This window comes from Nocardioides sp. YJ-D4, from assembly GCF_054031495.1.
On sequence record NZ_CM132932.1, the window covers coordinates 1708487 to 1734802 of the forward strand.

General features: G+C 70.2%; 22 protein-coding genes. 7 read left to right on the forward strand and 15 right to left on the reverse strand.

Annotated elements, in window-relative coordinates; all coding sequences use genetic code 11:
• Positions 1-37 precede the first annotated feature (37 nt).
• A complete protein-coding gene (locus ACW14X_RS08315) occupies positions 38-4282 on the forward strand; it encodes a LamG-like jellyroll fold domain-containing protein (protein WP_457165284.1) in 4245 nt (1414 codons plus the stop codon).
• Positions 4282-4944: a hypothetical protein gene (locus ACW14X_RS08320; RefSeq protein WP_160024994.1), complete on the forward strand. Its 663-nt coding sequence runs from the start codon at positions 4282-4284 to the stop codon at positions 4942-4944. The genes ACW14X_RS08315 and ACW14X_RS08320 overlap by 1 nt, the downstream gene beginning before the upstream one ends.
• Here the strand turns inward: ACW14X_RS08320 and ACW14X_RS08325 are convergent.
• Together ACW14X_RS08325 and mca are read right to left on the reverse strand one after the other, a co-directional pair.
• Positions 4925-5200: a hypothetical protein gene (locus ACW14X_RS08325; protein ID WP_160024995.1), complete on the reverse strand. Its 276-nt coding sequence runs from the start codon at positions 5198-5200 to the stop codon at positions 4925-4927. The two genes, ACW14X_RS08320 and ACW14X_RS08325, sit on opposite strands and share 20 nt — an antisense overlap.
• A 33-nt stretch (positions 5201-5233) precedes the next feature.
• Positions 5234-6220, reverse strand: coding sequence for a mycothiol conjugate amidase Mca (gene mca, locus ACW14X_RS08330; protein ID WP_160024996.1), 987 nt, complete (start codon positions 6218-6220; stop codon positions 5234-5236).
• Between the two features lie 166 nt (positions 6221-6386).
• Between mca and ACW14X_RS08335 the strand changes: the two genes are divergently transcribed.
• Positions 6387-6770, forward strand: coding sequence for a DUF4307 domain-containing protein (locus tag ACW14X_RS08335; RefSeq protein ID WP_350842755.1), 384 nt, complete (start codon positions 6387-6389; stop codon positions 6768-6770).
• A 91-nt stretch (positions 6771-6861) separates the two neighbouring features.
• On the opposite strand, the gene greA is transcribed toward ACW14X_RS08335, so the two are convergent.
• The 5 genes from greA to ACW14X_RS08360 all read right to left on the reverse strand — a co-directional run bounded on the left by greA (position 6862) and on the right by ACW14X_RS08360 (position 12795).
• The gene (gene greA / locus ACW14X_RS08340; RefSeq protein ID WP_457165285.1) at positions 6862-7371 is read right to left on the reverse strand and encodes a transcription elongation factor GreA; all 510 of its coding nucleotides are present in this window, start codon (positions 7369-7371) and stop codon (positions 6862-6864) included.
• Between the two features lie 228 nt (positions 7372-7599).
• The gene (gene ilvA / locus ACW14X_RS08345) at positions 7600-8811 is read right to left on the reverse strand and encodes a threonine ammonia-lyase (protein WP_350714675.1); all 1212 of its coding nucleotides are present in this window, start codon (positions 8809-8811) and stop codon (positions 7600-7602) included.
• A gap of 1 nt (position 8812) precedes the next feature.
• Positions 8813-10261 (reverse strand): AI-2E family transporter, encoded by a 1449-nt coding sequence (locus tag ACW14X_RS08350; protein WP_457165286.1) that lies wholly within the window; start codon positions 10259-10261, stop codon positions 8813-8815.
• A gap of 10 nt (positions 10262-10271) precedes the next feature.
• Positions 10272-11639 (reverse strand): glutamate mutase L, encoded by a 1368-nt coding sequence (locus tag ACW14X_RS08355; protein WP_457165287.1) that lies wholly within the window; start codon positions 11637-11639, stop codon positions 10272-10274.
• On the reverse strand, positions 11626-12795 hold the full coding sequence (locus ACW14X_RS08360; RefSeq protein ID WP_457165288.1) for a cystathionine gamma-synthase: 1170 nt from the start codon (positions 12793-12795) through the stop codon (positions 11626-11628). The genes ACW14X_RS08355 and ACW14X_RS08360 overlap by 14 nt, the downstream gene beginning before the upstream one ends.
• Positions 12796-12899: 104 nt before the next feature.
• Here ACW14X_RS08360 and msrA point away from each other — a divergent pair, with 104 nt between their 5' ends.
• Positions 12900-13553 carry a peptide-methionine (S)-S-oxide reductase MsrA gene (gene msrA / locus ACW14X_RS08365; RefSeq protein WP_457165289.1) on the forward strand — a complete coding sequence of 218 codons (654 nt, stop codon included), beginning with the start codon at positions 12900-12902 and terminating at the stop codon, positions 13551-13553.
• Between the two features lie 2 nt (positions 13554-13555).
• Here msrA and ACW14X_RS08370 read toward each other — a convergent pair whose 3' ends face one another.
• Positions 13556-14035, reverse strand: a complete 480-nt coding sequence (locus ACW14X_RS08370) for an N-acetyltransferase family protein (protein WP_457165290.1) — start codon at positions 14033-14035, stop codon at positions 13556-13558.
• Complete coding sequence (locus tag ACW14X_RS08375) at positions 14035-14574, reverse strand: DinB family protein (RefSeq protein WP_457165291.1); 540 nt, start codon at positions 14572-14574, stop codon at positions 14035-14037. Before ACW14X_RS08375 ends, ACW14X_RS08370 begins: the two co-directional genes overlap by 1 nt.
• Before the next feature lie 77 nt (positions 14575-14651).
• Between ACW14X_RS08375 and ACW14X_RS08380 the strand changes: the two genes are divergently transcribed.
• A complete protein-coding gene (locus ACW14X_RS08380; RefSeq protein ID WP_457165292.1) occupies positions 14652-15767 on the forward strand; it encodes an NAD(P)H-dependent amine dehydrogenase family protein in 1116 nt (371 codons plus the stop codon).
• A gap of 200 nt (positions 15768-15967) precedes the next feature.
• Positions 15968-16771, forward strand: a complete 804-nt coding sequence (locus tag ACW14X_RS08385; RefSeq protein WP_457165293.1) for an SDR family oxidoreductase — start codon at positions 15968-15970, stop codon at positions 16769-16771.
• 7 nt (positions 16772-16778) lie between these two features.
• Here ACW14X_RS08385 and ACW14X_RS08390 read toward each other — a convergent pair whose 3' ends face one another.
• From ACW14X_RS08390 to ACW14X_RS08400, 3 genes are read right to left on the reverse strand one after another with little or no spacing between them, the layout of a single operon-like run.
• Positions 16779-17780, reverse strand: a complete 1002-nt coding sequence (locus tag ACW14X_RS08390) for a GNAT family N-acetyltransferase (RefSeq protein ID WP_457165294.1) — start codon at positions 17778-17780, stop codon at positions 16779-16781.
• A 46-nt stretch (positions 17781-17826) separates the two neighbouring features.
• Positions 17827-18450: a YigZ family protein gene (locus ACW14X_RS08395; protein WP_457165295.1), complete on the reverse strand. Its 624-nt coding sequence runs from the start codon at positions 18448-18450 to the stop codon at positions 17827-17829.
• Position 18451: 1 nt separating this feature from the next.
• Positions 18452-19231, reverse strand: a complete 780-nt coding sequence (locus ACW14X_RS08400; protein ID WP_160025006.1) for a TSUP family transporter — start codon at positions 19229-19231, stop codon at positions 18452-18454.
• A gap of 95 nt (positions 19232-19326) precedes the next feature.
• Here ACW14X_RS08400 and ACW14X_RS08405 point away from each other — a divergent pair, with 95 nt between their 5' ends.
• The gene (locus tag ACW14X_RS08405) at positions 19327-19929 is read left to right on the forward strand and encodes a DUF6461 domain-containing protein (RefSeq protein ID WP_457165296.1); all 603 of its coding nucleotides are present in this window, start codon (positions 19327-19329) and stop codon (positions 19927-19929) included.
• A gap of 32 nt (positions 19930-19961) precedes the next feature.
• Here ACW14X_RS08405 and ACW14X_RS08410 read toward each other — a convergent pair whose 3' ends face one another.
• Genes ACW14X_RS08410 through ACW14X_RS08420 form a run of 3 tightly spaced genes read right to left on the reverse strand, consistent with a single transcriptional unit; the run spans position 19962 to position 26287 of the window.
• Complete coding sequence (locus ACW14X_RS08410) at positions 19962-21977, reverse strand: hypothetical protein (RefSeq protein ID WP_457165297.1); 2016 nt, start codon at positions 21975-21977, stop codon at positions 19962-19964.
• Positions 21978-22034: 57 nt separating this feature from the next.
• On the reverse strand, positions 22035-23438 hold the full coding sequence (locus ACW14X_RS08415) for a magnesium chelatase (RefSeq protein ID WP_457165298.1): 1404 nt from the start codon (positions 23436-23438) through the stop codon (positions 22035-22037).
• Positions 23435-26287, reverse strand: coding sequence for a BTAD domain-containing putative transcriptional regulator (locus ACW14X_RS08420; protein ID WP_457165299.1), 2853 nt, complete (start codon positions 26285-26287; stop codon positions 23435-23437). The genes ACW14X_RS08415 and ACW14X_RS08420 overlap by 4 nt, the downstream gene beginning before the upstream one ends.
• Between the last annotated feature and the right edge of the window lie 29 nt (positions 26288-26316).

Sequence of the window (26316 nt, forward strand, 5' to 3'; positions counted from 1 at the left end):
ATGCCGCACGTCATGCCGCACGACCCCAAGGAGCATCGTGTTCGCACCAACGAGTGCCAGCTTCGCCAGACCCGGACGTAGGCGACTGGTCGCCGTCGCCGCCGGTCTGGCCCTCGCCGGGGGTGTCATCGCCGCCCTGCCCGGTGACGCCGTCACCTCCGCCAGCGCGTCGACCTACACCGCCGTCGGCGCACCGCTGACCGGCCCGCCGCGCGCCGCGCTGGCGACCGTGGACGCGCCGGCACCCGACGTACTCGACATCGACTTCGAGGGCGGCGCCCCGCACGAGCGCGCCCAGTCGCTCGAGCCGCGCACCTGGGGTGCGCCGACGTACGGCACCGACGACACCCTCGCCGAGACGCCGACCGGCGTCATGACCGTCGACGGGACCGACGACGCGGTCTCCGTCGAGCACGACCCGTGGTCCGGCCTGCAGCAGGGCTTCACCATCGAGTGCGTCTTCCGGGTCGAGACCACGCTGCCGACCAGCAACGAGAAGGACCTCTGCTCCAACAAGGAGGCGGGCGGCTACTCGGTCTATGTGACCGGCTCCAACCTGGGCACGATGGCCCACATCGGCGGCGGCTACAAGACGGTGCTGACCCCGATCACCGCCCACCGCTGGTACCACGTGCTCTCGGTCTGGGACGGCCAGAGGCTGAACCTGTACGTCAACGGCACCAAGGCCGGCTCGACCGCCGCCACCGGCGCGCTGCAGGCCCCGGCCGCGACCTCGCGCCGCTTCGTGGTCGGCGCCGACTCGGCTCCCACCGGGATCGGCCAGCCGGCCCCGCCCGCCTCGTTCGCCGCGGCCTCCCTCTTCGCCCGCGCGGTGACCGACGCCGAGGCCGCGGCGCTGGCCGGCGAGTACGACACCGCTCCCCCGGTGCCCGCCGCGGACGTGCTCGACGTCGACTTCGACGACGGCACCCCGGCCGACGACACCGGCCGGGCCGTCACCACGGTCGGCGAGCCGGTGATCTCCGACGACACCGCGCTGGACGCCAAGGTCGCCTCCTTCGACGGCGCCAACGACGCGTACGCCTATGCAATGGGCTCCGCGGCCTGGGACCAGATCGACGAGCAGGTCTCGATCGAGTGCACCTTCAAGGACAACGGCACCTTCCCCAACGGGACCGAGCACTCGATCTGCTCGGAGAAGGAGGGCGGCGGCTACTCCATCGTCGTCTACAGCGGCAAGCTGACCTTCGCAGTCCACGCCGGCGGGGCCTACCGCAACGCCCAGGTCGAGATCGAGACCGGCCGCTGGTACCACGCCGTCGGCACCTGGGACGGCTCGACCGCGCGGCTCTACGTCGACGGCGCGCTGGCCGCCTCGATCGCGGCACCTGCGCCGCTGACCCGTCCCGGTGGCAACGCCCTCAACTCCTTCTACGTCGGGGCCGACTCGGTCAACCAGTTCTGGTCGCCGGTCACCGTGCGCACCGCGCGGATCTTCACCGACGTGCTCACCGCGGACGAGGCCAACGCGCTCAGCGTGGCCGCGCTCGGTGACGTACGCGACGCCGGCGTGGTCGTCAACGGCACCACCCCCGCGGCCGGCTCGCACATCACCACACCGACCGAGTTCGCCGTCGACATCACCAACCAGGGCAACGCCTCCGGCTGGACCTACACGCTCGACGGCGACCCGATCCGGCCCGGCCAGGAGATCGGCGCCGGCCTCGCTCGCGGCGAGCACACCATCGAGATCGCGGCGAAGGACGTCTTCGGACGTCCGGTCGCGCACACCTCGACGTTCACCTCCGACGCCATCCCGACCGGCGGCGGCACCGACACCGGTCAGGGCAAGGGGAAGGTGACGCTCTCCGCGATCGCCAACAGCCCCGACGGCTCGGACGTGACCACCACCTTCAAGGCGGCCTCCGCCTCCGTCGCCGACGGCGGCTTCCAGGGGGTCGTGCCGGTGCTCCCGAGCGCGCTCGAGTTCGACTACTCCTCCCCCGAGACGATCGACGGGAGCCAGAAGCCGGACGGGCAGACCACCGACAGCGCCTCGAGCAAGCTGATCCCGTTCCAGCGCTACGACGTCTCCGTCCCGGCCTCCGACTCGCGTCGCCACGTGGTCTGGACCGGCACGGCCGACCCGGCCCGCTCGGTCTCGCTGCGGGTGTGGAACACCGTCGAGAGAAGCTGGGACGAGCTCGCCTCCGCGCGCGGCATCGCCGACGGCGACACCACGCTGCAGGGCCGAGCGTTGGCCGCCCACGTCGACGACGGCGTCGTGCACGTCCTGGTGACCGGCATCGACCCGTTCGCCGACGACCTCTCGCCGCGCGACGAGTCGGCCGCCGCCGACAAGGACCACTTCGAGAACCCCGACGACTACGACTTCTCCTTCGCCCACTTCACCGACACCCAGTACATCGCCGAGGGCGCGGCCGGTGGGACGTACGAGAACTTCAACGGGATCGAGGAGCCCTCGGACGTGCAGCTGGTCGAGGAGCAGGCGGTGTGGCAGCGCGCCTACCGCGCCGAGACCGAGTGGATCCGCGACAACGCCGACCAGCGCAAGATCGCGTTCACCTCGCACACCGGTGACGTCACCGAGAACGACACCAAGGACCCGCTGGCCACCGACGCCAACGGCAACCTGCTCTACCCGGGGCTCGACGAGCAGATCACCCGCGAGTTCGAGTTCACCTCGGACGCGCAGGGGATCCTCGACGAGGCGGGCGTGGTCAACCAGGTCGTCGCCGGCAACCACGACAACCAGGGTGGCCGCGAGACCGGGGCGCAGTCGCGGTTCAGCCGCTACTTCAGCCCGGAGCGCTACTACCAGGCGGCGCAGGGATGGCCCGATGGTGCGTCCTACCACGCCTGGGACGAGGTGACCGACGGCTCCGGCAACGTGGTCACGCCGGGCACGGACAACCAGAACAACTACGTGCTCTTCTCCGCCGGCGGGCTCGACTTCGTCGCCGTCGGCCTCTCCTACGGCGTCACCCTGGAAGAGGCGGCCTGGGCGAGCGAGATCTTCGCCCGCTTCCCGGACCGCAACGGCATCCTGAGCACCCACGCCTACCTGGCGCCCTCATCGGCGCCCGACGGGCGTGGGGCCAACTTCTCCACCGATGGGTCCCGGCTCTTCGACCAGGTCGTGGAGGCCAACCCCAACGTGTTCCTGGTCCTCGCCGGCCACGAGCACGGCGTCGGCACCAACCTCAAGCGCGGCATCGGCGCCACGGTCTCGCACAACGTCGTGGAGCTGCTCGCCGACTACCAGTTCTACAAGGTGACCGCCGGTGAGCTCTTCCCCGACTCCGTCGACGCGGCCGGCAACATCGACCTGAACGGTGACGGGACGGTCGACCACAAGGCGACCGACCTGCTGCAGTTCGGCGCCTCCTACCTGCGCCTGCTGCAGTTCGACACCGAACGCGCCGAGATGTCGATCGACACCTACTCCCCGCACCTGGACGACTTCGGGGCGACCGAGTACGACGACCGCCACCGCTACAACGGAGCCGAGGACAACCTCACGCTTCCGGTGGACCTCTCCACCAGGCGTACGTCCTTCACGACCGACGCGCTGACGGTGGTCACCCCGACCGACACCGTGATCGGCACCGACACCGCGCGTTCGGGCTGGCCGGCGACGGTGGAGTGGGCCGGGCTGACCGAGGGCCAGGTGTACGCCTGGACCTCGACCTCACGCACCGGCGAGGCCCAGACGCTCGGCTCGATCGACCAGTTCGGCGGCGTCTTCCTGGCCACTGCGGCCGGCACCGACGCGACGCCGCCGGTGCTGACGGTCCCGGCCTCGACGACGATAGAGGTGGGCGCGGAGTTCGACCCGCTGGACGGGGTCAGCGCGACCGACAACACCGACGGTGACCTCACCTCGGCGATCCAGGTCTCCGGGAGCGTCGACACGACCAAGGCCGGCGCCTACCCGCTGACCTACACGGTCACCGACTCCAACGGCAACCAGGCCGTCGCCTCGCGCGCGGTCGTCGTGGAGGAGCCCGACGTGCCCGAGCTGACCCCGGTCACGCTCACCGCTAAGGACGTCACGGTCCGCTTCGGACGGGACCTGGTGTTGCGTACGTCGGTCGCGCCGCGCAGCGCCACCGGCACGGTGCAGTTCCTCATCGGTGAGGACGTCCTCTGCGAGGCGCGCGTCCGACGCGGCGTCGCCGAGTGTGAGGTCGACGTGCTGCCGCCGCCGGGACGTCACCAGGTGCAGGTCTTCTACCCGGGTGACGACACGCACGCCCCGGCCACGACGAACCTCACGCTGACGGTCAGGCAGCGTTAGTGGCTCGTCCTCTCCGGGCACTCGCGGTGGTCGCCGGCTTCGTGCTGGCGGCCACCGCGGCCGTGACCGCCTCCGCTCACCCGTTCGGCGCCCCGCAGACCGCGACGATCGCCGGCACCACCGGCGGTCCCGAGGTGACCTGGCGGTTCGGAGCCACCGACGACATCGCCTACCTCGCGGTGCAGGTCGGGGCCCTACCGCCGGACCGGATGACGCTCGACGGCGTCGTCCTCTACGAGCCCGGCGACGAGACCGCGCTCGCGCGGTCGGAGGCGTACGCCGACTACGTGCTCGACCACATCCGGATCGAGGGCTGCGAAGGGTCGGTCGAGACGGGTGAGGATCTGATCGCCGACGGCACCACGGTGACCTTCGACTGCCCGTCCCCGGCCTCGGCAACGTCGATCGAGATCGACATGATGACCGACCTGCATCCGGCGTACCAGACCCTCGCCTCGGGGCCGAACGGTCAGAAGGCGGCGTACGCAGGGACCACCCGCTCCCACGGCTGGTCCCTCGACGAGTCCCGGGCCGCGGCGACCGGACTCGGCGCACTGCTCCAGCTCGGCGGCACCCTCGGCGCGATCGCGCTGGTCGGTACCGGCGGTTGGTGGTTCGTGCGACGCCGCCGGCAGGCGGAAGCTAGCGCTTCAGCTTCTTGATCTCGTCCTTGGCGGCCTGCTGGGCGATCGCCTCGGCCTGGGCCTCCTCGCCGAAGACACCCTCGACCTTGGCCTTCTCGACCTTCTTGAACTGACGCAGCATGCTCCACGCGATCACCGCGACGGCGACGCAGAGCGCGATGAAGATGCCGAAGGCGGTCCAGCCCGCGACCACGTCCTCGTCCTGCGGCGGGGTGGGCTCAGGAGCTGGCTGAGAGGTGTGCAGCGTGTGCGTCGTCATCGGGAGGCCGGACATACCGACATTGTCTCACCCTTGTCTGAGGAAAGCTCAGGCGGTGACGACCTTGCCGAAGCTGATCTCGCGGCCGACCGCGGCCTTGCCCTCGTCGTCGGCGGTGGAGACGTCGAGACCGGCGAAGAGATCGGTCTCCTCACGCTTCTCCGCCTCGGGCACCGGCACGTAGGAGGTCACCAGCTCGTAGTCCTCGGTCGGCCAGGCCTCCTTCTCGATCTCCCGGGGCACGGCGAACCAGGGGCCGTCGGGGTCGATCTGGGTGGCGTGCGCGAGCAGGGCCTGGTCACGTACGCCGAAGTACTCGGCGCACTCCACCTTCGTGGTGACCCGCTCGTCCCAGCCCGGGTCCGGCTTCCACTCCTCGAGGCGCTCCTCGTACGGCGAGGCGAGGCCATGGCTCTTGATCGCCTCGTGCAGGGCGACCATGCGCGGATAGTTGAAGGTGTGGCTGTAGTAGAGCTTCAGCGGCTGCCACGGCTCGCCCGCGTCCGGGAACAGGTCAGGGTCGCCCGCCGCCCGGAACGCCTCCACCGAGACCCGGTGGCACATGATGTGGTCCGGGTGCGGGTAGCCCCCGTTCTCGTCGTACGTCGTGACCACGTGCGGCCGGAAGGAGCGGATGATCTCGACGAGCCGGCGCGTGCTCACCTCGAGCGGCGTCCGGCCGAAGCAGCCCTCGGGGAGCAGCGACCAGTCCTTGGCCCCCATCTCCTTGACCAGCATGAACTCCTCGACCCACCCGGAGTCCACGAAGCCGAGCCAGTCCTGCTTGATGCCGAGGATGTCGCGGGCGCGATGCATCTCCTCGCGGCGGATCTCGTGGATGTTCTCCAGGATCCCGGGGCGCTCCATCTTCGGGTTGAGGATGTCGCCCCGCTCGCCGCCCGTACACGTCGCGACATGGACGTCGACCCCTTCGGCGACGTACTTCGCGGTGATCCCCGCGCCCTTGCTCGACTCGTCGTCGGGGTGCGCGTGCACGTGCATCAGGCGGAACGCCTGCTGGAGCTGCTCTGGCATGAGTTCAATCCTAACCACGCTCCGTCTCACCACTCGGTTACCCGCTCCCACTCCGCGGACAACTTTGGTGGTAGGTGGCCGGGGACGGATGTGCGGTCTCCTTCGCCGGGGTGGGACCATGTTTCCCGTGAGCACGCCGTCATCTGCCGAAGCGGAGCCCGAAGCCGTGAGTTCTGAAGAATCCCGCATCGCGGCCCGCTACGGTCGCGGCCCGCGCCGTCGCCCGGGCGTACTCATCGTCGCCCTGGCTCTCATGCTCGCGGCGATCGTCGGCTGGTTCGGCTGGGCGCTGTGGCTGGCCCTGCACCCCGAGGTCTCCTCCGGGCTGGAGAAGTGGGAGGCGGTCAGCGAGAACGAGGTCCAGGTGACCTTCGTCGTACGCCTCCACGACAAGGACGCGAAGCCGGTCTGCACCGTCGAGGCCGAGGACGACCAGGAGGAGAAGGTCGGCCACGCCGAGTTCACCGCCACCGAGGGGCGTCAGACGATCACCATCCCGACCGAGCGCCGTGCGCTGCGGGTCGAGTGGGGTGAGTGCACGGTCGAGTGACCGTACTTCTCAGGCAATCCCTGCACTTCTCGGGCATTGCAACGCCAGAGAAGTGCAGGGATACCCGGTTAACCGGGTATCCCTGCGCAGGTCAGCCGGTGAAGACCTCGGTCTTCAGGATCTCGACCTTGAGCGGCCCGCGAGGACCCTCGTAGGTCACGGTGTCGCCGACGCTGGCACCGATGAGGGCAGCGCCGATGGGCGAGGCGGCAGAGGAGATCTCGACGCCGCCCGCGTAGTCCTTCATCTCGATCGAGGCGATGAGGCGGGTCTCGGCCTCGCCGTCGTCATCGCCCTCGAACTTGAACGTGACCAGCTTGCCGACCGAGACGACACCGTCGTCCTCGGGGACGGTGGTGTCGGCCTTGCGCAGCAGTGCCTCGAGCTGCTGGATCTGACCCTCGAGCTTGCCCTGCTCCTCGCGAGCGGCGTGGTAGCCGCCATTCTCCTTGAGGTCGCCTTCATCGCGCGCGGAGCTGATCTCGGCAAGGATCTCCTGGCGCCGGGGGCCCTTCAGGTATTCCAACTCCGCGGTGAGCTTGTCGAATGCACCCTTGCTGAGCCAGATAGTGGCAGCCGTGGTCTCGGTCGACTGAGTCATAGCGAGTTACTCCTGATGGGTAGTGAATAGGTAAGGGGCGCCGGTCAACCCCCATCAACCGGCGCCTTTTCTCCCTGCTGAGCGGGCGTGTTTCACCCAGCTGAACGTTCCGCGGGAGATTGTCAGAAGGTTCAGTTTAACAAGGCAACCACACCCGAAGACAGTTCGCGACCGAAACGTCGCGCAATCTGGCCTCGGGACCGTTCCCCGGAACGTCCGGTCGAACGGTCAGGGCGTGGTCACTGGATATCCCTTGCTGCGCAGCTGTTCGAGTACTCGCTCGGCGTGGGTCTGACCCCGGGTCTCCAGCTGGAGCTGCACGCCGACCTCGGCGAGCCGCAGTCCGGGGTTGGTGCGCGAGTGCACGACCTCCATGACGTTGGCGCCGGTGTCGCCGATCACCGACAGCAGGGTGGCCAGCGCCCCGGGCTGGTCGGGGATCGTCACCGCGACCGGCAGGTAGCGCCCGGCCAGCGTCATGCCGTGCTGGATCACCTTGCCGAGCAGGAGCGGGTCGATGTTGCCGCCGGAGAGCACCACCACGACGGGACCCTCGAAGGCCTCGGGCGCGTCCATCAGGGCTGCCACGCCGACCGCGCCGGCGGGCTCGACGACCAGCTTGGCCCGCTCGGCCAGCGCCAGCAGCGCGCTCGAGATCGCCTCCTCCGAGACCGTACGGATCTCGTCGACGTAGGTCTGGATCATCGGGAAGTTGGTCTCTCCCGGCAGGCCGACCGCGATGCCGTCGGCCATCGTCGGCATCTTGTCGAGCCGGATCGGACGGCCCTCGCGCAGCGAGACCGGGTAGGCGGCGGCCGTCTCGGCCTGCACGCCGACCACCTTCACGTCGGGATGCTTCGCCTTGATCGCGAGCGCCGCGCCGGCGAGCAGGCCACCGCCGCCGAGCGGGATGACGACGGTCTTCACGTCCGGGGCCTGCTCGAGGATCTCGAGCCCGATCGTGCCCTGGCCGGCGACGACGTCGGGGTGGTCGAACGGGTGGATCATCACCGCACCGGTGCGCTCGGCGAAGGCCATCGCGGCCTGGAGGCACTGGTCGACGTACTGCCCCTCGAAGATCACCTCGGCGCCGTACGCCCGGGTGGCCTTCTCCTTCGGGATCGGCGCGCCTTCGGGCATGAACACGGTGGACGGGATGCCGAGGGTGGTCGCCGCCAGCGCGACGCCCTGGGCGTGGTTGCCCGCGCTCGCGGCCACCACGCCGTTCTTGCGCTCCTCCTCGGTCAGCCGGGCGATGCGTACGAAGGCTCCGCGGGCCTTGAAGGAGCCCGTACGCTGCAGGTTCTCGCACTTGAGGATGACCGTGTCGCCGATCATGTCGGTGAGCCAGCGGGCTCCCTGGACAGGCGTCTCGGTGATGTGGTCGCGCAGCAGCTCGCGGGCCTCGAGGATGTCCTCGTACGTCGGCTGACCATGCATCTCAGGCACTGCCTGCTCCTGGGCTCGGCGGGGGTGGGGAGGTCGGCCCGTTGGCCGGTAGCGGGGGCGGCGACGTCGGCGCCTGAGCCTGGGCCAGTACCTGGGCCGGGGCGGTGGCGGTCAGATGGTTGGCGACCGCGTTGAGGGCGGCCACCAGCGGCACGGCCACGAGGGCACCGGCCACGCCACCGAGCACGATGCCGGTCGCGACCGCCAGGATCACGCCGAGCGGATGGACCCGGACCCAGCGGCCGAGCAGGAACGGCTGCAGGCCGTGGGCCTCGAGCTGCTGGACCAGGATCACGCCACCGAGCATCAGCAGCGCCGTCACCGGTCCCTGGGAGACGAGGGCGACGAGCACGGCGACCGCGCCTGCGACGGTGGCACCGATCAGGGGCACGAACGAGCTCAGGAAGACGAGCACGCCGATCGCCGCGACGAACGGGACCTGCAGGGCGCTGGCGATGATCATGATGCCGACCGCGTCGACCGCGGCCACGATGACCGTCGCCCGGGTGAACTGGGTCAGCGACACCCAGGCGACCCGGCCCGAGCTGTCCATCCGGCTGCGCGCGGCCCGCGGCGCGAGCCGGACCAGCCAGCCCCAGATCCGCTCGCCCTCGGCGCAGAAGAAGTAGGTGGAGAAGAGCACGATGAACAGGCCGGCGAAGACGTCGAGAGCGACCCCGCCGACCTCGCTGACCCGGGAGAACGGGTTGGAGGCGTACGCAGCCGCCCACTCCTCAAGGGTTGTCTGCACCGTGTTGAGCCAGGTGTCGATCTGGGTCTCGCTCGCGTTGAACGGGCCGTTGATCAGCCAGTCGCGGATCTCGTCGAGCGCCTTGACGGTCTGCCCGGCCAGGTCGTTGAAGCCGTTGGCGACCTGGGTGCCGGCGAAGCTCAGCATGGCGATGACCGCCACGAGCACGCCGAGCACCACGAAGAGTGCCGAGATGCTCCGCTTCAGCCCTATCCGGGCCAGGCCGTTGACGACCGGGGAGACGAGCGCGGCGATCAGCAGGGCGATGACCACCGGCACCACGACGATGCTGAGGAAGCCGAGAGCGCGGACGATGAGGTAGCCGGCGGCGACGATCACCAGGAACCGCCAGGCCCACTGCGCGGAGAGCTCGACGCCGTAGGGGACGTCGGTGCGGCTGACGGCCTTGGGCGCGGTCACCGGCTCCGGCGCGGCCAGCTGCTCTTGGCGCTCCTCGCGCAGACGCTCGAACTGGTTGACGAGGCGAAGCGCGAAGTTCTCGGCCGACTCACGGGCCTCCGCGGCCGCCTCCTTGGCGACCTCGGCCGACTCGCGCGCGTCGGCCTCCTCCTGGGCGAAGCGCTGCGCCACACGCGTCTCTCGGCTGCGCCTGAACGCGCCCTTCATCCGCTCGAAGCCATCCTTGGCGGTCCGCTTCTCGCCCCCGGGAACATCCCCCTGATCTGTCACCTGACAGAGGCTACCGGGAGGGTGAGAGATGGGTCGCAAGGTGCCGTGCCGTCGTGGGGTACGACCGCGCGAGCAGGCCCACTGCGGCGAGCACGTAGTCGCTGTCGACCGCCCGCAGCGGCGCCTCCGGGAGCTGCCATCCGCCGCGACCCGACCAGCGCATCACCCGCTCTGCGATGCCCCGGCGTCCGTGCCTGAGTACGCCGCCGGAGCCGATCACCACGCCGACCCGGCGCAGGTCGGTGCCGGTGCGCTCGATGACCTTGCCACTCGGGGACAGGACGACCCGGGAGCGACCCGCGTGCCGCTGCAGGGCCGTGGAGATCGCGATCCTCGCCAGGAGCTCGTCGATGTCCTTGTCCTGCTCGGTGCGCGGCAGCCAACCGGGATGGTGGCGCCGATGCTCGACCTCGCCGGAGAGGTCCGACTCGGCGAGGCTCGGGTCGGAGTGATCGGCCGCCTCGAGGGTCGTGGTCGCCGACCAGCGCATGCCGAGATCGCCTTCGACGGTCCGGGTCACCGGGGTGACGGCGACGACCTCCTCGCGTACGTGCTCCGCCTCCGGGTCGGGACGGACCACGCTGTGCACGTCGGTCGTGGCGCCGCCGACGTCGACGACGACCACGTCCTCGCCGAGCACCTCGGCCAGCGTCTCGACTCCCTGGAGCACGACATCGGGGGTCGCCCCCTGGACGATCCGCCGGAAGTCGGCCCGGCTGCTGAGGTTCTTGCCGCCGATCACGTGCTCGAGGAACATCTCCCGGACCGCCGCGCGGGCGCTCTCGGGTGCCAGCACGCCGATCTTCGGAACGACGTTGTCGCAGGTCACATGGGGAACATCGGCCAGGATCTCGTCGATCTCCTGGGTCGCCTCGCGGTTGCCCGCCACGACCACCGGTCCGCGCCAGCCCGCCGCGGCCAGCTCGCGCGCAGCCGAGACGACGGCATCCCGGTTGCCGCCGTCGGTGCCGCCGGTCAGCAGCACCAGGTCGGGGGTGGTGGAGCTGAGAGTGGCCACGACGTCAATCTCGGCTCCACGACCTGCGGTCGCGATCACCGCGACGACCTTGCCGCCGCTGGACAGCGCCACTCGTCGCCCGGCCTCGGCGGTCACCAGCTCCTCGTTGCCGACCACGGCGATCCGGAGGCCGCCGCCGGCCGAGGAGCAGGCGAGGATCTCGGCGTCGGCCGCCCGGGAGTCATTCTCGGTGAGCGCGGTCAGGCAGGCGTCGTACGCCTCCATCACCTCGTGCAGCGACGTCGGTGCGCTCGCGGTGCCGAGGATCTCGCCGGAGACGAGGTCGACGTGGAGCGCCTTGGTCCAGGTGGAGCCGAAGTCGACGCAGATGGCGGTCTGTGGCGAGTCAGCTCTGGTCAAGGGCCTGCTCGAGGTCCGCGACGAGGTCCTCGGCGTACTCGATCCCGACGGAGAGCCGGACCAGGTCGGCCGGCACCTCGAGGTCGGTGCCCGCGACGCTCGCGTGGGTCATGCGTCCGGGGTGCTCGATCAGGCTCTCGACACCGCCGAGCGACTCGCCCAGCGTGAAGATCTTGGTGCGCTCGCACACCGCGAGCGCGGCGGCCTCGCCGCCCTCGACGCGGAAGGAGATCATGCCGCCGAACCGCTTCATCTGCTTCTGGGCGGTCGTGTGGCCGGGGTGCGTCTCCAGGCCCGGGTAGATGACCTCGCCGACCTTCGGGTGCGAGGTCAGGAAGTCGGCGACGCGCTCGGCGTTGTCGGAGTGGCGGTCCATGCGTACGGCCAGGGTCTTGAGGCCGCGCAGCGTCAGCCAGGCCCCGAACGGGTCGGCGATCGCGCCGGCGGCGTTCTGGAGGTAGCCGATCTTCTCGGCGATCCCGAGGTCGCGGACGACCACGGCGCCGCCGACGACGTCGGAGTGGCCACCGACGTACTTCGTCGTGGAGTGCACCACGACGTCGGCGCCGAGGGTGAGCGGCTGCTGCAGGTAGGGGCTGGCGAAGGTGTTGTCGACGACCAGACGGGCGCCGGCCTCGTGGGCGACCGTGGCGAGGGCCGAGATGTCGGCGATGTTGAGCAGCGGGTTGGTCGGCGTCTCGACCCAGACCACCTTGGTCTTGCCCGGCTGGATCGCGGCCGCGACCGCGTCGACGTCGGCGACCTGGGCCGGGGTGTGCGCGATCCCCCACTGGCTCTCGACCTTGTCGATCAGCCGGTGGGTGCCGCCGTAGGCGTCGTCGGGGATGACCATGTGGTCACCAGGACGCATCAGACTGCGGATCAGGGTGTCCTCGGCGGCCAGGCCGGAGGCGAAGGCGAACCCCTTCTCACCGTCCTCGACCGCCGCCAGCGCACCCTCGAGAGCGGTGCGGGTCGGGTTGGCGGAGCGGCTGTACTCATAGCCGTTGCGCAGGCCACCGACGCCGTCCTGCTTGTAGGTCGTGGTGGCGTAGATCGGCGGGATCACCGCACCCGTCGTCGGGTCGGGCTCGTAGCCCGCGTGGATCGCCTTGGTCTCGAAACCGGCCTTGCCGAGGTGCTGCTGCTCGCTCACACAGCCGAGCCTACGTCCGATCCCACCTCGCGGCCCATCCGGGAACGTTCGCGCGTCGAACTGTGTTGGAGACTGGTAGACAACCCGACCAATGGAGGTTCCGAATGTTCGGCCGACCGACTCAGCTCTTCCCCGAGGACCGCACGCTCGCCGGGCGCGACCAGGCGCTCTTCGAGCTGCCTGCGAAGCACCGGGTCCTCGGCACTCCTCTGCTCGCCTCCCCGTCCGACGGGACCGCCCCGGAAGGGTCCGAGGTGGCGTACTTCGGTCTCGGCTGTTTTTGGGGCGCCGAGGAGATCTTCTGGCAGACGCCGGGGGTCTACTCGACCGCCGTCGGGTACCAGGGCGGCACCACGGCCAACCCGACCTACGAGGAGGTCTGCAGCGGTCAGACCAACCACACCGAGGCCGTCCGGGTCGTCTTCGACCCGACCGTGGTCTCCTACGCGGACCTCGTCAAGAAGTTCTTCGAGGTGCACGACCCGACGCAGGGGATGCGGCAGGGCAACGACGTCGGGACCCAGTACCGCTCGGCGCTCTACTACGTCTCCGAGGCGCAGCGGGAGACCGCTGAGGAGCTGACCAAGGTCTACGGCGACGAGATCGCCCGGCGGGGCTACGGCGAGATCACCACCGAGATCCGCGAGGTCCCGACCTTCTACGCCGCCGAGCCCGCGCACCAGCAGTACCTGGACCGCGTGCCCAACGGCTACCGCTGCCACGCCAACACGGGCATCGCCTTCCCCGCGACCGCCTGAGGTCAGGTCAGCGGCAGATACATCACATGGAGGCCGACCCGGCCGTGCGACGTCGAGTCGAACGCGTCCGGGACGGTCCCGATGATCTGGAACCCGAGGGACTTCCACAGGCGTACGGCGGTCGTGTTGGTCTCCACCACCGCGTTGAACTGGATGCCGTGGAAGCCGCTGTCCTTGTGCCACTGCACGCAGTAGTCGCCGAGGGCCCGGCCGACGCCCTTGCCGCGGGCGTTCGGCGAGACCATGAACGAGGCGGTGCCGATGTGGCTGCCGCGGCCCGGGCGGTTGGGGCCCATCTTGGCGCTGCCCAGGATCTCCTCGCCCTCGACCGCGACGACCACGTGGTCGTACATCCACAGGTCCTTGGCCTCCTCGGACGTGAGGCCCTCTGGGTACGCGTAGGTCTCCCCCGCCGCGACGATCTCGGCCCAGAACGGGTAGATCTGCGGCCAGTCCTCGGCCGTCGCTTCGCGGATCTCCATCAGAGGTCAACCTTTCCGTCGATGGCCTCGCGCATGAGGTCGGCGTGGCCGCAGTGGCGGGCGTACTCCTCGATCATGTGGACCAGGATCCAGCGCAGACTGATCTCCTGGCCGTCCCGCGTCCTGCCGACCGCGATGCGGTCGAGGGAGCCGGCGGCGTCGGTGAGCTCGTTGGAGCGGGCGATCGCGTCGCGGAGCAGGGTGCGCAGCGCCTCGGGGTCGTCCGCGGCGGCGCTGTTGAACTCCCAGTCCTGGTCGTCGCCCCAGGGAGCGGTGTCGAAGGGCGGGAACGGATCGTGGCCGGCCAGGCGTACGCCGAACCAGATGTCCTCCACGTACGCCATGTGCTTGACGAGCCCGGCCAGCGTCATGGTGCTGGGCGGGAAGGGACGGTTCAGCTGCTCGTGGTCGAGGCCCGCGACCTGCCTGAGCAGGGTCGCCCGGTGGAAGTCGAGGAACGTGCGCAGGGTCGTGGACTCGTCCGCGACGTAGGGGGCACCGGTCGGATGGCGGGTGTCCTCGAAGAGTGCCTCGGTCATGGGCGCCAACGTAGCGGCGGCGAGTTTCCTCGGCGAATCACTTTCGCGAAACTGAAACGCGTTCTAGATTTGGCCCCATGCCCCACACGTCCAGAGGTCCCCAGAGTCCGGAGAAGCCGCTCAGAGTCGTCGTCTGGTCCACCGGGACGGTGGGTCGTCACGCGATCGCGGGAGTCGATGCCCATCCTGACCTGGAGCTGGTCGGGGTCTGGACCTCGACGCCGGCGAAGGCAGGGGTCGATGCCGGGGAGCTGGCCGGACTGGGCCGGACCCTTGGCGTGGCGGCGACCACGTCGCGCGACGAGCTGCTCGCGCTCGCCCCGGACTGCGTCGTCCACGCCGCGATGACCGACGACCGGGTCTTCGAGGCGATCGAGGACCTGACCGGGCTGATCCGGGACGGGGTCAACGTGGTCTCCTCCGGGCCGGTGATCCTGGTCCACCCGCAGGGGACGCTGCCGGACGAGATGATCGCGGGCATCGACGAGGCCGGCCGCGAGGGCGGTGCTTCGCTCCACGTCAACGGCATCGACCCGGGCTTCGCCAACGACGTACTGCCGCTCGCGATGACGTCTCTGTCCCAGCGGATCGACCACCTTCGGGTCAGCGAGATCGCCGACTACTCGACGTACTTCCAGCCGGTCGTGATGAAGGATCTCTTCGGCTTCGGGGGCTCGCTGGAGGACAAGCCGTTCCTGTGGGAGCCGGGCGTGCTGAGCACCGCATGGGGCCCCGTCGTCCGGGTCTTGGCCGCCGGGCTCGGGGTGACCCTCGACGAGCCGCTCGTCGAGTCGGTCGAGCGCCGGGCGGCGACGAAGGACACCAAGACGGTGTCGGTGGACATCGCCGAGGGCACCCAGGGCTCCGTACGCTTCACCGTCACCGGCAGCGTCGACGGAGTCCCTCGCATCACCCTGGAGCACGTCACCCGGACCGACGCGGCGTCCGACCCCGACTGGCCCACCCCGGCCACCGGCGACGGCTGCTACCGCATCGAGATCACCGGCGAGCCGTCGATGACCGTCGAGTTCAGCCACCACGGCGAGCACGGCGACCACAACGTCTCCGGGATGATCGTCACCGCCCAGCGCCTGGTCAACGCCATCCCCGCCGTCGTCGCCGCCGAACCCGGCCTCGTCTCCCCTCTCGACCTCCCGCTGATCACCGGCCGTGGCCTGGTCTCGACCGAATAGGTAGTTGTGGACGCCGAAACCGCACCTTTGGCGGCCGAAACCGCACTTCTGGTGCCCCGAGTGTGTAGTTCCGGCAATCGTCAGAACGACCGCTTCGGCCACCACAACTGCGTTCTCGGCTCCCACTTCCACCGATTCGCCTACCACAACTACAGATTCGGCCGCCGCTTCGACCGATTCGGCGCGAACGAGGAGACAGCATGAGCATTCTTGAACGATTCGAGCTGACCGATCACGTTGCGATCGTGACGGGAGCGGGGCGTGGGATCGGGGCGGCCACCGCGGTGGCGCTGGCCGAGGCGGGGGCGGACGTGGTGATCGCCTCGCGCACCGAGAAGCAGCTTCGGGAGGTCGCCGCCAAGGTCGAGGCGGCGGGCAGGCGGGCGCTGGTGGTGCCTGCGGACCTGGCCGATACGGAGGCGACTGCGGGGCTGGCGGAGCAGGCGTACGAGGAGTTCGGGCGACTCGACATCGTGGTCAACAACGTGGGCGGGACGATCCCGAACACGTTCCTCGATACCGACGAGAGCTACCTCGAGGAAGCCTTCCACTTCAACGTGACGACCGCGCACGCACTGACGCGGGCGGCGGTGCCGTACCTGGTGAAGAGTCCGGACGGGCAGCAGTCGGTGGTGTCGATCAGCTCGATGATGGGACGTACCGCGGGGCGCGGCTATCTGGCCTACGGCACCGCGAAGGCGGCGCTGGCGCACTGGACGCGGCTGGCCGCGACCGACCTGGCGCCGCGGATCCGGGTCAACGGCATCTTCGTCGGGTCGGTGCGTACCAGCGCCCTCGAGTTCGTCGCCGGGGACGACCAGATGCGCGGCGAGATCGAGTCGAAGACCCCGCTCGGACGGATCGGCGAGGCCGAGGACATCGCCGCCGCGGTGGTCTATCTGACCTCCAAGGCGGGTCAGTTCGTCACCGGGAAGATGCTCGAGGTCGACGGCGGCACCGAGGCGCCGACGCTCGACCTCAAGCTCCCCGACGTCGGCGCCTGATCCTCGATCAGACCGTGACGTCCTTGTGCCAGGACTCGGTGACGTAGTCGGTCACCCAGCCCATCGACTTGTAGAGCCCGTCGGCGCCGGTGGGGCTGTCGGCGTCGACCTCGAGCGAGACCCGGTCACGGCCGCGCTCGAGAGCGTCGGCGATGACGGTGTAGAGCAGTCCCTTCGCGACCCCGCGGCCGCGGGCGTTGCGGTTGACGCCGATGTATTCGACGTACGTCCCCTCGACCCCGGCCGCGTTGGCGGGCAGCACGGAGGCCACCAGCGAACCCGCGGGCAGGAGCGTGTCCGGCTCGTCGGGAACGTCCACATAGGCAAGCCACCAGTGGGACCAGCGATGACCGGGGTCCTCGCGCAGACGCTGCACGAACTCGGGGAAGCTCTCGCGGTAGGAGTTGAAGTGGTCCTGGAAGGACTCCTCCAAGGTCTGGTGGACCGTCTGCAGGTCGGCTGCGACGGGCATGCCGTTCTCGTGGGTCTCGACCGGGCGGATCGTCACCCCTTCGCGGAGCGGGGGCACCTTCTCATCGGGCAGCACCGGCCGGCTCATGTGCAGCCAGGTGCGCTTGTTGGTGAACTCCGCCGCCGCCAGCCACTCGCGCTGCACGGTGTCGTCGGCGAACGGGCTGGCGTCGAGGTGGGACTCGGTGATGCCGCGCAGCTCGGCCATCGATCGGGCCTGGTCCTCGAGCCAGGCGTAGAGCCCGGCGGCGACCTCGGCGGCCTGGGCGATGGTGCGGTCGACGTAGAGGTAGACGAGCGTACGGCCGGCGGCGCGGTCATGGGCGATGGCCCAGGCGCGGATGTCGCCGCCGGGGTCGATCGCGACGAGCTGCTGGCGGGTCCAGGAAGCAGGTCCGGCGATCTCGCCGGTGATGGCGTCGGCATCGACCTTTCCGGAGCCCTCGAACGGCGTCTTGTCGGCCGCCCGAAGCCTCAGCAGGGCGGGCAGATCGTCGAGGTCAGGGACCTTCGCCGTCCATCCGGCAGGGAGTTCCACGGGCGTCTCGCTATGGTCGCTCACCCGGCCATTCTCCCAAATGGTGTCAGCGGTCGACCCAGCGGTCCGTGCCTGGGACCAGCGACGATGCACCCGCGGTGAGCTCGGCGAGCAACGATTCGAGCCGTTTCTCGTCCTCCGGAGGCGCCCCGATCCGCAGCGTCACGGCAGCCCCGTAGGTGGTGTCGAGGACGGTCACCCCGGAGGATCTCAGGTCGGTCTCGAGGCGGCCGGCGGCGTCGTACGGGACCTCGATCTCGTACTCCCGGACCAGCTCGCGCCGGCGCGTGCCGACCTCGTCGAGCGCGGTCCGGACGGCGTCGGAGTAGGCCCGGACGAGGCCACCCGCGCCGAGCAGGGTTCCACCGAACCAGCGGGTCACGACGGCGACCGTGTCGGAGACTCCGGCGCCGCGGAGCACCTCGAGCATCGGCGCCCCGGCGGTGCCGGCCGGCTCGCCGTCGTCGTTGGAGCGCTCGACCGGCTGCGGCGGCGGACCGATCACGAAGGCGGAGCAGGTGTGGCGGGCGTCCCAGTGCTGCTTGCGCAGCCGCTCGACCACAGCCCGCGCGCCCGCCTCGTCCTCCACCCGGGCGAGCGTGCACAGGAACCGGGACCGCTTCTCCTCGATCTCGGCGGCGCCGTCGCGGCCGATGGTCAGGTAGTGCACGTCACCAGACTCCCAGGACGCTGCCACCGAGACGGATGATGAACCCGGCGACGACGACGATGAAGAAGACGCGTACGAACCCGGCGCCCTTCGCCACCGCCGTCCGCGCCCCGAGGTAGCCGCCGATCAGGTTGCAGACACCCATCACCAGGCCGGTCTTCCACAGCACCGCGCCCTGTGGGATGAAGACGACCAGGGCGGCGAGGTTGGTGGCGACGTTGGCCATCTTCGCCTTCGCGCTCGCCTCCAGGAAGGAGTAGCCGAGGAGGCCGACGAGCCCGATCACCAGGAAGCTGCCGGTTCCGGGGCCTAGGGCACCGTCGTAGAAGCCGACCGCGAACCCGACCACCATCGCGCCGATCAGGTGCCGGTGACCGTCGTACCTCAGCTCGGTCGCCTCGCCCAGGGACGGCTTGAAGAGCACCCACGCGCCGACCAGGATCAGCGCGATCAGGACGATGGGCTCGAAGACGCTTTCCGGGAGATAGGAGGCCACCCCCGCCCCCAGCGCAGAGCCCGCGAACGCAAGGATCATGAGCGGGATGAACGTCTTCGGGTCCGGACCCACCCGCCGGTAGTAGGTCGCCGCGCTGATCGAGGTGCCGAAGATCGAGGCCAGCTTGTTGGTCGCCAGGATCTGCACCGGCGCGGCACCGGGAAGGAACAGCAGCAGCGCGGGGAGCTGGATCAGCCCACCTCCGCCGACGACCGCATCCACGTAGCCTGCGGCCAGGGCCGCGAGGGCGAGAAGGGCAAGTACGTTCAGCGTCTCCTCGGGCACGAGCGCAGGCTACGCGGCCGGATGCTCACCGAGGTAACTCGGTGAGCAGGTCTATTCGACCGGCGCGATGGCGGGGACTCTGCCAGACTCCCGCCATGATCGACGACCCCGGCAGCTTCGAGCGCTACGCCTGGGCGAACGGTGACACTGGGATGTACTGCATCACCGTTGCCCGAGGCCTCCGCGCACAGGACTTCCTAGCTCGCTGGCGGGCCGAGGTCGTGGACGGGACACATACGTCCGCCACCATCCACGACGAAGAAGACTGGGAGTCTGGACGCTATGGCGTGCGAGTCGCGGAGGTGGGCGACTACGCCGTCGGTATCGAGTTCATGAGCGGGTACGGCTGGGAGAGTCAGTGGCTCGAAGAGCTCTCCCGGGACACCGAGGTCTGGAGCTTCTACAACCTCGATGGCAAGCCCCTCTATCTCTTCGCCCACTACCGGAACGGTCGAAGGGTCACCACCCTGGACCTCTTCGGACCTGACCACTACGGCGGCGAGGACCCACACGGACTCGACGAGCACATGGCCCGCGCCGGCATTCTGGCGCAGCCGGAGGACGGTCCAATCCCGAATTTCAAGGTCGCTGCTCTCCGGATGATCGAGCAGATCTCCGGCGTCCAGATGACTGAGCATCTGATGTACAACGCCGCTCTGACAGCGGGCATCCTCGGCGGTGACCCGATTTCCGCCTGAGGTGCCACGAACAGAGGCGGACGAGAACCGCCTCAGGTAGCCCACCAGCCGCGACCGCCGAACGCATCCGGATAGCCGCCGTAGGTGTTCGACGTACGCCGCGCCGTCCTGTCGCCGAGATAGGACCCGACCACGGCCGCGCCGAGGTCGTCCAGCTCGGGCGCTACGACCCGGCCCTCGACGCGGCGGGCCATGGAGTCGATGAAGCGGGCCAGGCCGGGGTCGTCGCCGAGGCGGAAGAAGGTCGTCTGGGCGCCGAGGCGGCGGGAGTTCTCCAGCTCCTCGACGGACCGGGCGATCGTCACCGGGTGAGGCGGGTAGGAGAACCAGACGTCGCCGCCCGCCTCCAGATGGGCGGTGGGCTCGCCGTCGGTCACGATCAGGAGCACCGGCTGGGCGCCGGGGTGCTTGCGGAAGTGCCGGTTGGCGAGAAGCAGCGCGTGGTGCAGGTTGGTGCCCTTGTCCCAGATCGCGTCGAGCGCGGTCAGCTTCTCGATCTCCATCGTCTGGGCATAGCGGCCGAACGAGATCAGCTGCAGGTCGTCGTTGCGGAACCGGCTCTTGATCAGCGTGTGCAGCGCCAGCGCGGTGCGCTTCATCGGCACCCAACGGCCGTCCATCGCCATCGAGAAGCTGGTGTCGACCAGGAGGGCGACCGCTGCCTGCGTACGGGCCTCCGTCTCCTGCACCTCGATGTCGTCGACGCTCAGCCGCACTCCGGGGCCGCGACGGCCCTCGCCGACCTCCCGGATGACGGCGTTCGTGATCGTGCGAGGTACGTCCCAGGGCTCGGTGTCGCCGAAGGCCCAGGGCCGCGAGGAGCCGGAGAGGTCGCCCGCCGCGCCGGCGCGCTGCAGGTCGCGTTCGCCCTGCCTGCCGGAGAGTCGCTGCGCGACGTCGCGGAGCAGGGCCTTGCCGAGCTGGCGCATCGCCTTCGGGGTCAGCCGGAGGTCGCCGTCGGAGCCGCGCTCGAGCTGACCGGAGTCGCGCAGCGCCTGCTCGAGCTCCTGCAGTGTGCGCGCGTCGACCGCGGCCTGGTCACCGAGCTGACGGGAGAGGGCGTCGAGGTCGATGTCGTCGAGCCGCGAGCCGGCGTAGGACTGCTGGAGCTGCTCGGAGAGCTGGTCGAGCTCGGCGATGTCCTGCAGTACGCCGGTGCCGTCACCGAGGCCCAGGCCCTCGCCACCGCCGAACTCCTCGGAGCCGTACCAGTCCTCGCCGGGCCGAGCCGCTTGCAGGTTGGCGTCGAGCTGTGCCATCTGCTCCATCAGCGCGGGCGATCCGAACGCCTGCGCCGAGAGCTCCATCAGCTCGCGTCGCTGCTCGGGCGACATCGAGTTGAGCATCCGCTGCGCGGCCGCCGAACGCTGCGCGAGGGTGTCGAGCAGCTCGTCGATGTTCTGCGGGTTCTCGGGGAAGTACTGGCCGTGCTTGGCCATGAACTCGTCGAAGTCCTCGGGGGTGTCCTCCCCGCGGTTGTGCTTGTCGAGGAGCTCGTTGAGATCGCGCAGCATCTCCGCGATCGCCTCCCGGTCCTCGTCGGTGGCCCCTTCGAGCGCCTGCTTCATCCCGGCGAACCGCTGGTCGAGGAGCTCGCGGCCGAGCAGGTCTTTGATCTCCTCGTAGGCCTCGCGGGCCTCGCGTGAGGTCCAGTCGTAGGAGGCGAGCTCGCTGACCGCGGCGGCGGTGTTCGGCGAGAGGTTGTCGATCTGCATCTCCCGGAACGCGCGGTCGCCGTCGTCCATCGTGACGTCGCGGGCCAGCTGCTTGCGCTCCTCCAGGACCGCCTTGTCCAGCAGCTCACGCACCTGCTCGAGCGTGCCGTCGAGGTTGTGGCGCTGCAGCAGCTCACGGCGCCTCTCCGCGACCTGCCGGGCGAGGTCGTCGAGCCCGCGCTGGTCCTGTCCCCCGCGCCGCAGGAACTCCCGCATCGCCCGCTCGGGCGAGTAGCCGGACATCACGTCCTCGCCGATCGCGTCCAGCGCCTCGGCGATGTCGACCGGCGGCGCGAGCGGGTCACCCCCTGCGTACTTCTTGTAGCGGCTCATCACTGCCCCGCTGGTTGAGCCGGATTCGTGAGGTACGAGCGAATCCGTGTCGACTGCTCAGCCATAGATCGTCTCCCCGTCGGCCGTGTCCTTGCCGATCTTTCTGGCCAGGAAGAGGCCTTCCAGGGCCAGCTCGATGGCGCTGGCGAGCTGGCCGTCGTTCTTCGGGCCGCCGGTGGACTCGTAGACCCGGTCACCGATCTGGTCGTAGAGGTCGGACTCGCCCAGGACGGGGAGGCCGGCCAGGAAGTCACCGGCAGCGACCTTGGTGCCGGTGGTGACCATGCGGCCGTCCTCGATGGCGTCGATGAGCAGTGCGAAGTCGAGGCCGCGGAAGGACTTGCGGACGGTCTCGGCGATGGCCGTACGCAGCAGGTGGGTGAGGATCTCGGCCTCGCGGCCCTCCTCGCCGGACTCGAACTCGATCTTGCCGGACAGCACCTCGACGGCTGTCTCCAGGTCGACGATGCGGGCGACCGCGTCTGCCTCGCCCAGGACGGTGGCGCGGTGCAGCGCCGAGGCGGCGACGGTCTCGGCGCCGGCGATCGAGAAGCGCGCCGAGACCCCGGAGCGCTGGTCCACTGCGGAGGACGCCCGCAGATGACGGGTGAAGACGGCGAGGATCTCGAGCAGGTGGTCGGGTACGTCGGCGACCAGCGCGGCCTCCTGCCGGATGACCGCCATCTCCGCGGCGAGCTCGCGCGGGTAGTGGGTGCGGATCTCGGCACCGAAGCGGTCCTTCAGCGGCGTGATGATCCGGCCACGGTTGGTGTAGTCCTCCGGGTTCGCGGAGGCGACCACGAGCAGGTCGAGCGGCAGCCGCAGCACGTAGCCGCGGATCTGGATGTCGCGCTCCTCCATCACGTTGAGCATCGCGACCTGGATCCGCTCGGCGAGGTCGGGTAGCTCGTTGATCGCGACGATGCCGCGGTGGGAGCGCGGGATCAGGCCGAAGTGGATCGTCTCCGGGTCGCCCAGCGAGCGTCCCTCGGCGACCTTCATCGGGTCGACGTCGCCGATCAGGTCGGCCACGGAGGTGTCGGGGGTGGCCAACTTCTCCGAGTAGCGCTCGGAGCGGTGCTTCCACGCGATCGGCAGCGCCTCACCGGCGGTCGCGGCCAACCGCTGGGAGCCCACGCTGACGGGCTCATAGGGGTGCTCGCCGAGCTCGGACCCCTCGATGACCGGGGTCCACTCGTCGAGCAGGCCCACCAACGTACGCAGCAGCCTGGTCTTTCCCTGACCACGCTCGCCCAGCAGTACGACGTCGTGTCCGGCGATCAGGGCACGCTCGAGCTGTGGGATGACGGTGTCCTCCAGCCCGTGCAGCCCGGGCCAGGGGTCCTCTCCGGCTGCCAGCTTCGCCAGCAGGTTGTCGCGGACCTCCTCGCGGAGCGACTTGAACACATGGCCACTCGCGCGAAGCTGGCCGAGGGTGCTGATCGTGGGTGCGGCAGTCACGGACGCAACGCTACGCCGCCGCCCAACCCCTGGGCGGCCTCGGCGTCGACGTCCCGATCCGCGGATGCGGACGAACCGACGCTGGCGAGCAGCTCCTCGACCCGCTCCCGGGTCAGCGCGGTGCGGTCGAGCTCGCCCACCTCGTCGAGGATCGCGACGACCTCGTGGAGCGTCGCCCGGGCCTGCGCGACCCGCTCGGTCTCGCGCTCGACCACTGCCCGGCGTACCAGGACGTTGGCCTCGGCCCACCGGTTGCGCTCCTCGAGGCGGTGGGCCAGCTCCAGCCGCAGATGGTTCTCGGCCTCGGCGTAGCGCCGCAGGCCGATCAGGGCATCGACCAGCGTCATCCGCGGCGAGGCGGAGGAGTCGACGTCGACGGACGCGTAGCCGATCTCCTCCTCCACCAGCCGCACGGCGTCCTCGTAGCGCTCCATCCGGACGTAGACCTCGGCCAGCCCGATCAGGCTGGCGCGGGCACGGTCATCCATCCCGGCCGCATCCGCGACCGCGTACGCCTCCTCGAGGACCGCGACGGCCTCGTCGAGCGAGCCGATCATGCTGAGCGCCTGGCCGCAGTTGGACAGCGCCATCTCCAGGCCGGCGGCGGTGCCGGCCTCGCGGAACACCTCGGCGGCGCCACGGAACTCCGTGATCGCGCGGGGCAGGTCGCCGACCCGCGCGCGGCTGATCCCGAACTGGTTGCGGATGTAGGCCGCGTCGATGTGCTGACCGGCGCGGAGGGCGGCGTCGAGGCCGAGCTCCTGGAGGGGAACGGTCTCGGCGGGTGGGTGCCGCATCGAGAGGCTGAACATCTTGTTGACCAGCTGATACGCAGGGCCCAGCAGCCCCGCGCGCACGGCGAGACGTACGGCACTGCCCATGGTCGGCCACTCCCGGTCACCCCAGGCGCGGGCCTGCTGCGAGGTGGCGAAGCTCAGCGGCGTCACCCCGTCCACGACGGGGTCGAGGCTCATCAGCCGGAAGGACCGGCCGTCGGCCTCGGAGGCCGCGACCAGAGAGTGGGTGTACCAGCTCACCAGCCGCAGCAGCGCCTCGCCGGACTCCTTCTCGGAGCCCATCTCCAGGGCGTAGTCGCGGATGAGGTCGTGGAGCACGAAGCGTCCGGGGCGGTGCTCGCGGACGAGGTTGGCATCGACCAGCTTGTCGACCAGACGCCGGGCGGCGGCGATGTCGACGGCGAAGAGCGCCGCCATCGCGGGCATCCCGATCTCATGACCCGGGCGGAGGCCGAGGAGGCGAAAGGCACGCCGCGACTCCTCGTCGAGAGAGTCGTAGGACCAGGAGAAGACCGCGCGCAGGTCGGAGATGGGGTCGAGCGGTGCCTCCAGAGCCGCCAGCCGGCTGGTCTCGCCGTCCAGCTCGGCGATCAGGTCGGTCAGCGGGAGATCGGGGTAGCGGCTGCAGCGCTCGGCCGCGACGGCGAGAGCCAGCGGAAGGTGTCCACACCTGTCCGCCAGGGCGCGGATGTCAGCCTCGTCGGCGGTCCGGTCGATGAGCCGCTGCCTCAGGAAGGCGGCCGACTCCGCCGGGGCGAGCGTGTCCAGCGCGAGCCGGCGGGCACCCTCGCGGGTGGCCAGGCCACGCAGCTGGCTCCGGCTGGTCACCAGCACCAGCGAGTCACCACCCGGCAGCAGGGGCCGCACCTGGGTGGAGTCGCGAGCGTTGTCGAGCAGCAGGAGCATGCGTCGCTGCGCGAGTGTCGTACGCAGCAGAGCCGACGCCGCGTCCACCTCGGCCGGCACCGAGGCGGCGTCGACGCCGAGCCCGATGAGCAGGGTCGTGAGCGCCTGGGCGTGCGAGAGCGGCTCGCCCGGGCCGAAGCCGCGCAGGTCGATGAAGAGCTGACCGTCGGGGAAGTGCTCGGTCCGGGCGCGGGCCCAGTGCACCGCGAACGCGGTCTTGCCGACCGCCCCGATGCCGTGCACGGCGACGACGCTCGGCCAGCCGGCGTCGTGGGAGATGGTCACCGCGTCGAGCAGGCGGAGCTCGGCCTCACGCCCGGAGAAGCTGGGGATGTCGGCCGGGAGCTGTCTCGGGACCATGTCCTCCTCCGAGACGCGCTGCGCGGGCACGGTCGCCTGGCCATGGGAGGCGTCGACCTCCGGGGCCGGCGAGGAGCCGGTCAGCAGCCGGGTGAAGGTGGAACGCAGCTCCGCGCCGGGGTCGGCGCCGAGCTCGTCGGCCAGCCGCGCCCGGACCTCTTCATAGGCCTCCAACGCCTCGGCCGTACGCCCCGCCGCGTCCAGCGCGTCCAGGAGCACCACCCACAGGGACTCGCGCAGCGGATGGTCGCCCACCACCCGGCGCACGTCGGCGACCGCCTTCGCAGCCCGGCCGGCGGCGATGTCGAGCGCAGCACGACGCTCCAGTGCGGCCAGATAGCGGTCGACCAGCCACGGACGGGTGCGCTCGGCCAGCGAGTCCCCGGACGGCTCGTCGAACGGCTCGGCGCGCCACAGCGCGATCGCCTCCTCGAGCCGGTCGTAGGCCTCCGGGCCCTCGGCCGCGTCGAGCAGGTCGATGAAAGTGAGCGCGTCCACCGAGGAGCGCGGCAGGTCGAGGATGTAGCCGCCGGCGGCGCGGCGTACGACCTCCTTGCCGAGCACCCGACGCAGCCGGCCGATGTAGGTGTGCAGGCTGCCGCGCGGGTTGTCGGGGAGCTCCTCGCCCCAGATCCGGTCGGCGAGCAGGTCGGCGGAGACCGGGGTGCCGGCCTCCAGGGCCAGCAACGACAGCAACGTGCGCGGGCGTCGTCCCGGGACCTCCACGGGCTCGCCTGCGCGCGTGACGATCAGGGGGCCCAGCAGACAGATGCTCACATCCGTCACCGATGCACCCCCGCCGTCCCGAGCCGATC

Excerpts from the sequence above, each read along its gene's own strand:
- ACW14X_RS08325 (WP_160024995.1), bottom strand. The coding sequence starts at position 5,200 with ATGTCCGGCCTCCCGATGACGACGCACACGCTGCACACCTCTCAGCCA.
- ACW14X_RS08385 (WP_457165293.1), top strand. The coding sequence starts at position 15,968 with ATGAGCATTCTTGAACGATTCGAGCTGACCGATCACGTTGCGATCGTG.
- mca (WP_160024996.1), bottom strand. The coding sequence starts at position 6,220 with ATGCCAGAGCAGCTCCAGCAGGCGTTCCGCCTGATGCACGTGCACGCG.
- ACW14X_RS08380 (WP_457165292.1), top strand. The coding sequence starts at position 14,652 with ATGCCCCACACGTCCAGAGGTCCCCAGAGTCCGGAGAAGCCGCTCAGA.
- msrA (WP_457165289.1), top strand. The coding sequence starts at position 12,900 with ATGTTCGGCCGACCGACTCAGCTCTTCCCCGAGGACCGCACGCTCGCC.
- ACW14X_RS08405 (WP_457165296.1), top strand. The coding sequence starts at position 19,327 with ATGATCGACGACCCCGGCAGCTTCGAGCGCTACGCCTGGGCGAACGGT.
- ACW14X_RS08375 (WP_457165291.1), bottom strand. The coding sequence starts at position 14,574 with ATGACCGAGGCACTCTTCGAGGACACCCGCCATCCGACCGGTGCCCCC.
- ACW14X_RS08410 (WP_457165297.1), bottom strand. The coding sequence starts at position 21,977 with ATGAGCCGCTACAAGAAGTACGCAGGGGGTGACCCGCTCGCGCCGCCG.
- ilvA (WP_350714675.1), bottom strand. The coding sequence starts at position 8,811 with ATGCATGGTCAGCCGACGTACGAGGACATCCTCGAGGCCCGCGAGCTG.
- ACW14X_RS08370 (WP_457165290.1), bottom strand. The coding sequence starts at position 14,035 with ATGGAGATCCGCGAAGCGACGGCCGAGGACTGGCCGCAGATCTACCCG.
- greA (WP_457165285.1), bottom strand. The coding sequence starts at position 7,371 with ATGACTCAGTCGACCGAGACCACGGCTGCCACTATCTGGCTCAGCAAG.